Raw genomic sequence first — 13,761 nt, 5'->3', positions numbered from 1 at the left:
CCCAAAACACATACTCTTATATCGTATCCGGCTGTTTAAACTGCATACTATGCAGCTTAAAATAAAACCCTTCCAGCTTCAACAACTCTTCATGTGAACCCATTTCCTTCACCACTCCCTTGTCCAGCACAATGATCTTGTCTGCCTTGCTGATGGTAGACAAACGGTGTGCAATCACAATGGAGGTACGGTCGGAAATCAATTTATCAATAGCCCGCTGGATCAACATTTCAGACGCTGTATCTACCGATGATGTGGCTTCATCCAGTATAAGAATGGCAGGGTCATATAATAAAGCCCTTACAAATGATATCAACTGACGTTGTCCCAGTGAAAGGGTACTTCCCCTTTCCATCACCTGATAATCATACCCTCCCGGCAACTGCATAATGAACTCATGCATACCGATGAGGCGGGCCGCCTGCTCTACCTGCTCCCTTGAAATTTCGGGGTTACGGAGTGTAATGTTTTCATAAATAGAACCAGCAAAGAGAAATACATCCTGTAGTACTACGCCAATCTTGCTGCGCAACGACTGCAAGCCATACTTGGTAATGTCTGTTCCGTCTATTCGGATAACTCCCTGCTGAATCTCGTACAAACGATTCAGGATACTGATAATGGTCGTCTTCCCTGATCCCGTATGCCCTACAATGGCGATGGTCTCACCCGGTTCCGCGTGGAAGTTGATATCCTTCAATACATATTCCTGATCCTTGTAAGCAAAATAGACATGATCAAACGTGATCGCACCACGCATCTTCGCAGCACTCTCCTGTCCAGTATCAGGAATATAGTCGTCACTATCCATGATCTTGAACACACGCTCACTGGCCACCATCCCCATCTGCAAAGTATTGAACTTATCTGCCAGCATACGCAGTGGACGGAACAGCATGTTCAGGTACATAATAAATGCAATCATCACACCCCGTGTCACTTCGTAATTCAGTACCTTATTTGCCCCCCACCACACCATTAATCCAAGGGAGATGGCGAGAATAATTTCTACTACCGGAAAGAAGACCGAATAAGCGAAGATCGCATCTACGTTGGCCTGCCTGTGTTCTTTATTGATATGTTTGAAACGGGCAAATTCTCTTTTCTCTGCGGAGAATGCCTGTACTATCACAATCCCTGTCAGGTGCTCCTGCACAAATGCATTCAATGCCGCCACTGCATTTCGAACACGGAAGAATGACTTGTTCACGCTTTCCTTGAAGATATAAGTGGCTATGATCAGGATCGGGAATGGAGACAGGCTGATCAACGTGAGCCGCCAGTCTTCGTAGAACATCACACCGAGGATAGCTACGATCATGAGCATATCTGCGATGATGGAAATTAATCCTTCGGAAAATACGTCGTTAATAGCCTCGATATCGTTGATGGTGCGGGTGGTAAGCGTGCCTATGGGGGTCTTGTCGAAGAAAGCGAGGTTGAGATGAACGATCTTTTTGTACACTGCTACACGCATATCTTTCACTACTGACTGTCCCAGCCAGTTGGTCAGGTACGAGAAGTAAAAACGAAATACTGTTTCCAGCAACAGTAAACCAACCTGGATGATGGAGATGGTAATCAACATTTGCATCATCTGATTGGCAATGTACTTATCGACAGTAAGCTGGATCAGGTAAGGTCGCATGGGCGAGATCACTGCCAGTAATACCGTCAAAAACATTGAAATGTAAAAGGAACGTCTGTAAGGAAATGTAAAACTGAATATGCGCCTTAATAGACTGACATCGAATACTTTCTTCTTTTCCGCTGATTTTTCCACCCTAATATCGCTTTACAGTAAGCAAACCTACAGCTTTTTTAAGGAATAATCTACCATGAACGGTTGTGCAGTAGCAGAACCGTTCATGGTAGCCCCGCAAAAGAAAAGCTCCTGCCTCTGGCAGGAGCTTTTATATAATTTCCAATTATAATTTCTCGTCTTTCATTATCTGCTTATAAGCCTTTATGAATATCGCCCCCAGATTCTTATGCGGTGGCACATAATCACTAAACAACTCCTTATTCCTCGCATCCCCCGCAAACTTCCTGGTCAACACACTCCACATATCCACCCAATCCACATTCTTCCCTACTCTCAGCGTCTCATCCAACTGACGAATGATCGGCTCATTCACAAACCTGGTACCCACCTGCTTGGAAGAAATAATATGCGCCTCTGGTGACTTCTCCAACACGATCGCCAGGTTATGATAACCACCACAAGATCCCAATACCACTATCTTCGCAGTCGCCTGCAAATTATCCAGCGTAGTATTCACGTGATAACTATGCCCACGGTGAATGAATACGGTCGGATGAATATCATTTTCATCAAGGAACTCACTCAGCTTCTCAATCGCTTCCTTATCCGCCGGCTCTTCCAGTGGCAGGTTCGCATAGATAGTAATTGGCTTACCCTTGATAGAAGTGATCACTGTCCAGTATTTACCCTTAGTCACTCTCCACTCGCTTGATGGGAAGTTGCCCATAAAGCTTACATATGAATCATGACCATCTTTATCTCCATAGAAAAATACCTGTTGTATAATTCTGCCGCTGTCATTGAGCAGGCTATTATAAGTCACGAAGTTGATCGGAGGCAGTTTCAGCTTGGTCGCCATTTCAGTGGCTTTGGAAGAATCACTGGTCTTCTCTGTTTCAGTGTCGAACAGGCTACCCAGCAGTTCATAGATCACCATCCCTCTTCTATCCTTTTTCTTAGACAGGTAAGCATAGTTCTTAGCAACCTCTTCACGCAGGAAAGCCAGCAGCTTTGTATCTCTGATACTACCGAATGAGTTAGCCACATCTACTGCATCTTCCAGGTCTTCTGTTTTCTCCAGGCTGCTCACATATTTCTTCATCAGGTAGTTGGCATTTGCCGGATCCATGGATTTCAGGAAGTTATCCAGGGTGTTATAACCAGCCGCCATAGCGATGAATTTCTTAAAGCGGTCAAATTCTACCAGCATCAGCAAACTATCACCACGCGGCGGTTTCATACGAGCCATCATCTGGTCGTACAGACCGGCGTTGTTATGGTTGGTGTAACTGGAAGTATATAACTCTTCCTGACCGTTTACGATCAGGTAATACAGTTCTTCTGGTGTAAAGTTCTTAACGATAGCAAAGCGTACATTAGCAGGCTCTTCATGAAGGTCATCCACTTCGCGGATATAGCGGAGGGACTTGGCTTGCAGGTTCTCCATCATCGCTTTCAGACCCAGTACGTGTTCTCCGTTGTTACGGCGGTGTTGCAAAGCGATGGCGCTCTTCACCAGCTGTTTGAAGTAAAGGTCTTCATTGCTGATTACAGTCGTGAGTTTATCCACGGTAGTGGTACCGGCCATCAGTTCATCGATGAAAGGCAGGATCAGTGTAGGCTGGCTCGTTTTGCCGATGGCTACGATCTGCTGTACAATAGGATCCGGGTTCTTGCGGATGCTGGCTGCTATCGGTGTGTACGAAGTAGCGTAAGTCAATACCTGGTTAGGATATTTACTTGCTACTGCTGCAATTACGGAGTCGGTGATAGGGTATTCCAGGTAACTTGAAATCTCTGTCATCACAGTTTCAAGGTGATTGAAGGCATATTTACCAAAGAGTATTTCCCTGGCGTCTCTATAACCAGGGTTATCCTTAAATACTTCGATCATTTTCTCGCCTGCGTCGAACGAAAGGTCCTGCAGGTAAGGCTTGATGCTCTGCCCTTTGATATCGGCAGCCATCATATTCCTGTAAGCTTCTACCATTACAGGAGCTTCTTCAGCCTGTATTTTATGGTAAGCACGTTTCATATTATAATCGTGCAGCATAACATATAGCCCTGACAGGTACTTGATTTTCAAACGATGATCGAGTGAAGAATCCAGTTCTATCTGGGTTTGCATATCATCCACCTGCCTGATCAGGGCATTGGTTACCTGTAGGTTGATCGTTTGATCATCCGACACCTTTACCAGGTCGTCCGCCTTGCCATCAAATTTTAGTGCTGCTGCCTGCTCTTTGTCGATATTATCATGGAATCCGATACGCCCGATAGGGATGTCTATCTTCTGAGTACTTTGTGCATGAACCAGACTGTCCTGAAAGACAATCATTAACAGGACTATTATAATTTTTTTCATTAATACAACTATGCTTAATAAAGGCTAGTATAGCAAATTTACTACCAATTTCCTACAATAAGGGAGTTCTGCTCATTGGCGCCCCACGGATCGGGCCACCAATCGCCCCTGAGATACTTCTGCCCCCGGCAATCGTATCTCAGGAGCAGGAAGTCCCCCCGGCGGAGGATGCTGTTGTAATTTTAGTACCTTCATCCCGGAAATCCGCTTTATTTATGCAAAACTTCATCAGCGATCTTTCAGGCAACGAATTCCCCGCCAATGAAAAGATCCACTGCCGTAATGTTCGTAAGTCCGTTCTCGACCTGATCCGCAAGGACCATCCCAACCTCAGCATTAAATCAAAGATCTCGCTCTCTGAGCTCAACAAATACAGGCAACACTATTTCGAGCACCTCTTCGCCAAGGAAATCGGAGAACTCACCGAAATGGAGAAAACCGTGATCGAAAAGCTTCGTGACCACGATACACTTACAGACAAACTGGAGGACGGCGATGGCTCACAACTCACCTTCGGTCAGCGGATAGCCGATAAAATTGCCGAATTCGGCGGAAGCTGGACCTTTATCATCTCATTTCTCGTCTTTATCCTCCTCTGGATGGCGTTCAACGTCTTCTGGCTTTTCAACAAAGGCTTTGACCCCTACCCTTTTATCCTCCTCAACCTCATCCTCTCCTGCCTGGCAGCCTTACAGGCCCCTGTCATCATGATGAGCCAGAACCGTACGGAAGAAAAGGACAGGATCAGGGCAAAAAATGACTATATGATCAACCTGAAGTCCGAGCTGGAAGTCAGGATCTTACATGAAAAAATCGATCACCTAATCATTCACCAGCAGCAGGATATGATGGAAATGCAACAAACTCAGATCGAAATGCTGTCCGAAATGTCGCAGGCAATCAAAAAACTCGGTGGCGAAGGGAATGGTAATCACAGGGAAATAAATGGCAATAACAAAAAAACAGAATAGCTATCATCTGAATCCCCTGAAAATGACGTAAATTCATATGTCTTAATTTTCCCGTATACCGGCTATGGGTGTGCCATACGTCCGAATTAACAATTAGATAATATTAACTTTTCATTAATAGCGGGGCCGGCGATATAATTTTGTGCCGTCTAAAAATGTCAAACTATATGATGGACCAAGCGGTAGCAGGTAAGATTTTAGTGGTGGATGATGAGCTCGATATCCTTGAGATTATCAGTTATAATCTTAAGTCTGCAGGATATGATACAGTAACTGCCAAAGACGGTATCGAGGCGATTCAGAAGGCGAAAGTGTTCCGTCCGGACCTGATTATGCTGGACATTATGATGCCCAATAAAAACGGTATCGACACTTGTCGGGAGATCAGAAAAATTCCTGAATTTAAAGATACCATGGTGCTCTTTCTGACTGCCCTCAATGATGAAAAATCGGAGGTAGATGGACTGAACATGGGTGCTGACGACTATATTGCAAAACCAATCAAGCCAAAGTTGCTCGTAAGCCGTATCAATGCATTGTTCCGCCGTCTGCACAAGACTGAAGAAATGCAGGTACATCTGGGCGACCTGATCATCGACAGAGAGAAGTTTACAGTGACATACAAAGGACAGGAGATCATCCTGGCTAAGAAAGAATTTGAATTACTGCAACTGCTGGCTTCTAAACCAGGCCGCGTATTCCTTCGCAACGAGATCCTTAATCAGGTATGGGGTACAGAAGTCATCGTGGGCGACCGTACCATAGATGTGCATATCCGTAAGATCCGCCAGAAAATTGGGATCGATCTCATTACCACTGTAAAAGGCGTTGGCTATAAGTTCGAAATGTAAATTGTGTTGATAACGGCAGCAGGCCGAACCTGGCCGGATAGCTGATGCAATCATAGGTTGCAACAGTTATCCGGAGGAATTCCTTTGTATGGCAAGTGAAAAAATTGGATTAATTTCCCGGTATTATAATCATTACTCATTGTGGAGTATGTTCAAAGCCAAAAACCTTTCCCCGCAAAAATTAGCGGGTTTTACCGCACTGATTCTCGCAACGGTCATCACGTTGGGGTCTGTATTAATTGATAGTGACTGGAAGATCATTGTCACAGCATTCGTGCTCACCTTCCTCACGTCTTACTATCTCTATCTGTATACCTTACAGAACTTTATCTACAGAAAGATCAAGCTGATTTATAAATTCATTTATCAGACCAAAGCGTCTAAGAGAGAAGAGTTCTTCAACAAGAATATTCTTCCCCTAAAGACGATTGAAGAGGTGAGTGAAGATGTGGAGAAGTGGGCCAGTCAAAAGAAAGAAGAGTTGGATAGCCTGCGTAGAAACGAGGCGTATCGTAAAGAGTTCCTGCTGAACCTGAGCCATGAGCTGAAGACACCGATCTTCGCGGTACAGGGGTACATTCATACACTGCTGGATGGTGCCATGGATGATCCGAAAGTGAATAAACTGTTCCTGAAGAATTCTACCAAGAATATTGAACGCCTTTGTCGCTTGATAGATGACCTGGATGAGATCTCTAAACTGGAAAGTGGAGAGATGACGATCAATGCAGAGAACTTTGTGATACAGGAACTGATCAGGGATGTATTCGACACCCTTTCACTAAAGGCGAATACCAAAGGAATTAAGTTCAATGTGAAGAAAGGCTGTGAAGCACCAATACATGTATTGGCAGATAAAGAGAAAGTAAGACAGGTGCTGATTAACTTAATTGACAACTCAATCAAATACGGTCGTACAGATGGCCATACGGTAGCAAGCATCTACATTATGGATGATAAGCGCGTGCTGGTAGAGATTTCTGATGATGGTATCGGGATTGCTGAAGAGCATTTACCACGTGTGTTTGAAAGGTTCTATCGTACGGATAGAGCACGGTCAAGAGATATTGGAGGTACCGGCCTTGGATTAGCAATTGTGAAGCATATTATAGAAGCCCATGGACAAACGATCAACATCCGCAGTAAGCCGGAAATTGGTAGTACGTTTGGATTTACATTAGAGTCAGGAGAGTAATACACAACTAAAAATACAATCAAACAAAAAAGCTTTTGCCTCCGGCAAAAGCTTTTTTCTGAAAATGGGTTTCATGCCGGTTGGTGAATTCCCGCTTTCATGAATGTTTTGTTTGCAAACGGACCTGCAGCCGGCTTGAAAACCCAAATGGAGAATATTAAAACCTGTATTGTATCCTGCACGTAAACACATTATCCTTCACATCCTCCGTATACCCGGTCAGTGCAGTCGTTTCATTCTTCACCCAATCATAATAAAACATCAGCTTTGTATTCGCATCAAAATAATGCACATAACCGGCGCCAAAAGTATTATACTTAATATCAGCTTTGGTAAAACCAGCACCAGTAGCACCAATCTGTGTGCCATTTACATCCCTGTTAGGATCATACCAGTCATATTTCAATACTATCAGGTCCTTGGGTGAACCTAAATTCTGCAAAAAGTAAAAGTATGCCCCATCAAAGTTGCGAACGTATAACGGCGCATTGACTGTTCCATTCATAGGAATCGCATACAGGGATTCAGAAGAACTGAGCGTTGCTGTCTGTACCCCACGAATATATTCTGCCCTGAGCTCTGTAAATCCTCCTTTCTTCCCGTTAGGGATCTTCAATTGTACATCTGCACCATAATAGTGGCGGGGAGCGATCTTGCCTACATTAGCAGCAGATGAATCTACTTTGAACACATCGCCACCAACCTTATATATGTAGTTCGTGAACTGTTCATACCCTCCATACAGGCAGGAAATACTACCCGATAAAAGCCAGTTGGCAGCATTCAATCGCTGTGGTTTGACAGATACACGGGCAATGAGGTCTTTATGGCTATCAAAATCACTGCTGGCATTTAAACCCTGCCCATTGAACAGACCGGCATCTATACGCATAAAGCGGAAAGGATTATCCTGTCGGCGAGGTTCAAAAGTAACCATGGCACCCAGATCTCTTTCCGTTTTCATGAGGATTTGAGACATACGCCCACGTTCCGGTGTTTCACGATCGCTGGAGGCAAGGTTGACTTCATACCCGAACGGCCGGGCGAACATACCGGTGGTAACAGAAAATACATCCCAGCGGTTTTCGAACAAACGCCCAAAGAAGTCACGAATAAATACCCCTCTTTCTGTTCCGTCAAACTGAAAAGCGAACTGTACCACAGGCATCTGATTGGCATTATACCGCTGGTAGTCAAGGCGGAAACGGCCACGACGAAGCATGAAACGATTGTTTACATGATCCGGGAAATTACCACCGGCGTAGGTTTCAATGCCTTTACCCTGGGCCAGCTGGAATTGAGGCTGGATGTAGCCACTGAAACGCATAGCGTCGTATTTCTGGTAGAGAGAGAACATACCTTTGCCAAGATTCTTGGTGGTATCAATCATGTCCATAAGGAACTGAGCCTTTGCAAGACTGGAAAGGAGAAGGAACACACCGACAATCGGCAGGAGCTTAAGCCGCATTCAAGTTGAAATTTGCGGCAAAGAAAGCAAAAATTTAACAATTTCTTAAATAAGCGAAAGGTTCTGGATTTTTCCTTCGGAAAAATCCAGAACCTTTCGCTGCGGTCGCATTTAGGGGCGCCGGAAAGGCGCCCCTAAATGCGACTAAAACTTAAACTAGAATTGCAGATATATCGGCAGCATCGTCTGTGAACTCTTCACCTGCGCCAACAACCAAATAAAAACTACCATAATCACCACATTCCCTACAACCGGCACCTTACTCAACAAACTCTCAGTCCCCAACTCCATCTTCTTCGGCATAAAATGCAGGAACATCCCCAGCAACATCACCCAGAACACTGCCGTATACCCATTATACAACTCCAACCACACCTCCGGCTGGAAATCATACACCACCTGGTGTATCAACGCCCACGCATCTGAGAATGTCGAAGCCTTAAAGAATATCCAACAGAAACACACAAAATTAAACGTTACCAACACGCCCACTACCTTCAACACACCTCCCCAAAAACCGGAAGGCCCTCCCCCTTTCTTCTTCAAATAATCAATCCTCACCTTATCCACCGCCAGCGCAGTACCATGCAACCCTCCCCAGAATATAAAATTCCAGCTCGCTCCATGCCAGAACCCACCAATCAACATCGTCAGGAACAAATTCACAAACTGCCTCACCTTCCCCTTACGATTGCCCCCCAAAGGTATATACAGGTAATCCCTTAGCCAGGAAGACAACGAAATATGCCACCTGCGCCAGAACTCTGTAATACTGCTACTCTGATAGGGAGAATCGAAGTTCGGTGGAATCTTAAACCCGGTCCACCGGGCTATACCTAACGCCATATCTGAATAACCAGAGAAGTCACAATAAATGATCAGCGCATACCCATACACACCCAATAAACACTCTAACCCCGTATGCTTACTTGGATCATCAAATATATACTGCACAAAGTTCTGGTTAATAAAATCCGATATCACCACCTTCTTAAACAACCCACTCACTATCAGGTACATCCCTTTCCCAATATCCTCCCTATCCAGCACATACGGCTTTTCTATCTGCGGAATAAAATCCGCCGCCCTTACAATCGGTCCCATCATCAGTTTAGGAAAGAAAGAGAGGAAGAACAGGTAGTCCATGAAATCGTCCACAGGCTTAAATTCCCGCTTGTACACATCGACGGTATAACTCAGGTTCTCGAATGTATAGAAGGAAATACCTATCGGCAGCAACAACTTTAACGGATGTATATGCCCCAGTTCCAGGTCATTGATCATCCCGATAAAGAAGTCGGTATACTTAAAGTAAAACAGCAATCCCAGGTTCAACACGATACTCAATATGAGCAACCGCTTCCTGAGCCCGGCTTTCTCTGACTTGTATATCCACCTGGACAAATTGAAATCCACGACCGCCGACAACAATACCAACCCTACATACACGCCACAGGCCATGTAAAAGAAATACAATGAAAATACGGTGAACACTGCCACCCTGGCCCGTTTATTACTACTCGCCGCCAGGTAAAACAGCAGGAACACGGCAAAGTAGTACATGAAAAAGGCACTGTTAAACAGGATAGGATTCTCCTTATGATACGTCAGTAGACTTATGATTTTATTCAGCTCTATCGTCATCTTCATTCACGTTGTAGTGTGCGGTAGCGTACTTTTTATACTTTAAATAACTCTGGTGCAATGCTTCGTACAGTAATTTCCCCTGCAACTGGTATCCACGTACATTGAAGTGGATATGATCCCCCGACCAACCGCCTGCGAATTCAGCATCTCTGAACCTGTTCTCCGCATTAAAGTTCCAGCAGGCAATACCTTTCTCTTTACCATAACTCATGATCTGTTGGGTCACAACCGCTATGTAAGGATTAGGATAATAGGAGATCTTATAAAAGGTTTTATACTTTTTCCCTACTTTCTTTTTGAAGGCACGCTTACTCACCTTCTTACACTCCGGTGGCGTTGTCAGCAGAATACTTGCTCCCGGCTGATACCGGCGGATCACCGCCACTGTACTATCTATCTGATCCCTGAAATTGGCAGCGTTCAGCGAACTGTAAGCCTCATTCGTACCCAGAGAGATGATCACCAGTTGTGGTTTCAATACATCCATCTGCGCGATCAGGGTATTGTTGGCATCATTGTACTGGCTGTACATGGCGCCGTTTATACCTATAGCATTGTACTGTACCCCCGGCTTACCGTTGAACAACAGGGCGCCGTAAAAATGAAACGGCTGACTGCCCTTATCATCCCAGCGAACCTGGAAGTTCTGCACCGGCTCTTCAAAATTCAGGGTGGCCACCTTCACCGTAGAACTTGCATTCCTGAAGGGAGGTCCGAAGACATTGATATCTGCTCCCGGTGATACCACCGTAGCCTCTTCAGGTCCTGCGTCATAAAATAACTCTGCCTGGCTGATATCATTTTCCTTACTATCTTCTCTCCTGTTATAAGCCAGTGCCGGTGAGCTTTGTGTAGAACTGATCACGATGGCACCCGGTCCTAATACAGAAGGTCTGTACTTGTCAATAATACGATCAGCAGACCATCTGGCCGTGCTGTTCCAACGATAATCGCCAGGGCCATTGGTGTTGGCCAGGTTCCAGGGAAAAACCCATCCCCTGCCGGCATCTCCGAAATCCCGCTGTAGCAGGGAGGCTGTCGCCTCAGGGAAAAATCCGGCCTGAATATGAGAATCACCCAGGTGCAGTATGGATACCACCATACTATCGGACCTGTCCAGCGAAGCAAAGAACTTAAAAAGTGCAGAATCCTGTGCTATCCGGTTTGCCTGACCTGAGGCCAGACTGGCGGTTAACATAAGTATTCCTGCAAAAAATGTTGTTTTATTGAATTTCCACCTGCTTAAATTCATCCATCATAGCTTTATACAGCAGCGCCGCTACTTTGGCTGCCCCCTGTCTGTTAAAATGCGTATGGTCTTTCTGGGCTAACACCTGGTCACCGTCTACCCACTTTGCCATGGTACCCTCACCACCCATCGCAGCATACAGGTTCCAGTAAGCAGTACCATGCTGCTTAGCCAGCTCATGCTGTTCTTTGAGTAAGGCCATTACACCCGGCGCAGTCACCCAGTCACCACCATTTTTATATGATTTATCAGCTGTGCTTACAACCAGGAATGAAGTACCAGGCATCTCTTTTCTCAAAGAATCAATCACCTTCTTCATCGGTCGCGCATACCAGCTGTAGTCTGTCAACTTTGGTTTGAACAATATATTAGCGCCATACTGAAGTATGACAAGGTCATAAGGATGTTCACTCTGCATCTCCTGCACCAGTGATTTTGACAACTTTCCCAGTTCAATCCCGCTGATACCACGGAAGGAGAAGTTGTCTACATACACACCACTATCGCCTTCAAAAGACACGCCATAAAATGGCGTAGTCGTACCACCCGCCCACCTGATCGTCACATTGTTCTGTGCCGGATCCTGTGACCATACAAAACGGTTGAGCGTGTTCTGCTCTTTCAATATATATGCCTTATCGTTGATGGTGATATTCGCATCGCCGGCAGGACCATAGAAAAGCGTGACGCGCTCAAACTTGTCCAGGCGTTTTTTATGTACCGGTGCGTAGCGCACATAACTGTTGCTACCGGGTACAAATGTGTGTCCTGAAATACCGAGTTTGATATTGGCAGGTGGCTGTTGTTTATAACTGTAATCTTTCCAGTCTTTGGAAAAAGTATGGGTGATCGTGGTTCTGAAACCCGCCACTACCGAAGTGATCGGTACAAATCCAACCCCACTGCCACCGAATGCATTTTGCAGACTATCGCGCAGATCTTCTGTAAGCAGGTCGCCTTCAATCATGGAGTCGCCAAAGTAGGCGATACGTACTTTCTTACGTTTGCCTTGTTTCAGCTGGGCCAGTGCATCGAGGAAATGCTGGAGCCCGGCAGCTGCCGTATCGGCAGTTGGAGGCAGGTTATAGCTGATAATGCCTTTATAATCAGTAAAATCGAGGTGGTTGTCAGGATCCGGAACGTCTGCCAGCGCCGTAGCAAGGGTAGAATCAGCTACCTGTTCAGCAGCAGTTTCTGTGGAGTCTCCTTCGTCAGGGATCTGGGGTATCATGGAACTATCGACTGGGGTATCCTCATCTTGTTGTTTTCGTAAAGAATCAGGTCGCAGATCCGCCAGCATATCCAGCGAACGGGTTTTGAACCCTGCGTAAAACACAATGTTGTCAAACTGTGATAATGCTACCAGACACACTAAAGCCCCCGTAATGATATAAAAAGGATAGGCAGATTTGTTATTGCCAGACATGAATTACTCTGATTATTGGATTGGTCTACTAAAGCTAATAAAGATAGCGCTATTCCTTAACATAACTAAACGCATCTACCTGAGGCAGATGCGTTTAGTTCGTCTTTTTAACAAAATTTATTTCTTTGAATAAGCCATTTGCTCATCCAGCTTGTACAGCTTATATCGGCTGATCATACCTGCTACTCTTCTCTCCCATTCATGCCCTGCTGCAGAGTATCCACTATTGTTCATATGCTTCAGCCAGTCTTTATATTTAGCATCCCCCTTCATTTTGGAGTAATACTTCTTCTTCATGACCATTTTGGCAAAGAACTGGAAAGACGCATCGTCAGATGCAAATTCCCTGTACCGGGACCGATAGGTCACGCCTTTCTTTTTATGCAACTTGTTGCTGCCCACAATACCAAAATGGTTGTGAAGCAAACGGGCATTTTTGCTGGTTCCCATACCTGATTCCAGCATCGCAATCCCTAAGATCACACTGGCAGGGATACCGGTCTCATTCATCAATGCAATCGCCGTTTCACTGTATTTTGATACATAACGGTTCTTGCTTTGGGAGTATGCACTGTTGCCAAACAGTATGAGCATGCATAGCACTGCACAAAACCAACCTCTGCTGAACATCTTGTTCAATGTCATGGCAGTAATTTTTCTTGTACTGAATAATGTATGTTTTATCAATCTCATCATTATCGGGCGCCAGAAACATTCCTTCTTACCGGCAATATAGTTTAAAAGATTCTATAATGTGATTTTTAAATGTTAAAATATTGTAGGAATGAGGGGCTATACTTACATAAGTCTTTGGGATTCAGTAA

At 45.0% G+C, this 13,761-nt stretch carries 10 protein-coding genes; 3 read left to right on the top strand and 7 right to left on the bottom strand.

The window, feature by feature from the left end; all coding sequences use genetic code 11:
* Positions 1–16 precede the first annotated feature (16 nt).
* Both QQL36_RS10460 and QQL36_RS10455 read right to left on the bottom strand, forming a co-directional pair.
* A complete protein-coding gene (locus QQL36_RS10460) occupies positions 17–1,783 on the bottom strand; it encodes an ABC transporter ATP-binding protein (RefSeq protein WP_321569684.1) in 1,767 nt (588 codons plus the stop codon).
* 145 nt (positions 1,784–1,928) lie between these two features.
* A complete protein-coding gene (locus QQL36_RS10455; protein ID WP_321569683.1) occupies positions 1,929–4,130 on the bottom strand; it encodes a hypothetical protein in 2,202 nt (733 codons plus the stop codon).
* Between the two features lie 215 nt (positions 4,131–4,345).
* On the opposite strand from QQL36_RS10455, the gene QQL36_RS10450 reads away from it, so the two are divergent.
* The 3 genes from QQL36_RS10450 to QQL36_RS10440 all read left to right on the top strand — a co-directional run bounded on the left by QQL36_RS10450 (position 4,346) and on the right by QQL36_RS10440 (position 7,147).
* Complete coding sequence (locus tag QQL36_RS10450; protein ID WP_083724045.1) at positions 4,346–5,101, top strand: DUF1003 domain-containing protein; 756 nt, start codon at positions 4,346–4,348, stop codon at positions 5,099–5,101.
* Between the two features lie 167 nt (positions 5,102–5,268).
* The gene (locus QQL36_RS10445) at positions 5,269–5,952 is read left to right on the top strand and encodes a response regulator transcription factor (RefSeq protein ID WP_083724043.1); all 684 of its coding nucleotides are present in this window, start codon (positions 5,269–5,271) and stop codon (positions 5,950–5,952) included.
* Between the two features lie 88 nt (positions 5,953–6,040).
* Positions 6,041–7,147 carry a sensor histidine kinase gene (locus QQL36_RS10440; RefSeq protein WP_083724041.1) on the top strand — a complete coding sequence of 369 codons (1,107 nt, stop codon included), beginning with the start codon at positions 6,041–6,043 and terminating at the stop codon, positions 7,145–7,147.
* A gap of 157 nt (positions 7,148–7,304) precedes the next feature.
* Here the strand turns inward: QQL36_RS10440 and QQL36_RS10435 are convergent, their stop codons facing one another.
* The 5 genes from QQL36_RS10435 to QQL36_RS10415 all read right to left on the bottom strand — a co-directional run bounded on the left by QQL36_RS10435 (position 7,305) and on the right by QQL36_RS10415 (position 13,582).
* Complete coding sequence (locus QQL36_RS10435; protein WP_321569682.1) at positions 7,305–8,615, bottom strand: porin; 1,311 nt, start codon at positions 8,613–8,615, stop codon at positions 7,305–7,307.
* A gap of 156 nt (positions 8,616–8,771) precedes the next feature.
* Complete coding sequence (locus tag QQL36_RS10430; RefSeq protein ID WP_321569681.1) at positions 8,772–10,265, bottom strand: MBOAT family O-acyltransferase; 1,494 nt, start codon at positions 10,263–10,265, stop codon at positions 8,772–8,774.
* Positions 10,240–11,460, bottom strand: coding sequence for a GDSL-type esterase/lipase family protein (locus tag QQL36_RS10425; protein WP_179091344.1), 1,221 nt, complete (start codon positions 11,458–11,460; stop codon positions 10,240–10,242). The genes QQL36_RS10430 and QQL36_RS10425 overlap by 26 nt, the downstream gene beginning before the upstream one ends.
* Before the next feature lie 25 nt (positions 11,461–11,485).
* Entirely contained in the window at positions 11,486–12,937 is a 1,452-nt protein-coding gene (locus tag QQL36_RS10420; RefSeq protein WP_321569680.1) for a hypothetical protein, read from the bottom strand.
* A 117-nt stretch (positions 12,938–13,054) separates the two neighbouring features.
* Positions 13,055–13,582, bottom strand: coding sequence for a glucosaminidase domain-containing protein (locus tag QQL36_RS10415; protein WP_179091343.1), 528 nt, complete (start codon positions 13,580–13,582; stop codon positions 13,055–13,057).
* Positions 13,583–13,761 lie beyond the last annotated feature (179 nt).

It is taken from the genome of Chitinophaga sp. LS1, from assembly GCF_034274695.1.
Taxonomy (GTDB): Bacteria; Bacteroidota; Bacteroidia; order Chitinophagales; family Chitinophagaceae; genus Chitinophaga.
Note: the sequence above shows the minus strand (reverse complement) of the source record. Positions and strands in the feature narration are given on the sequence as shown.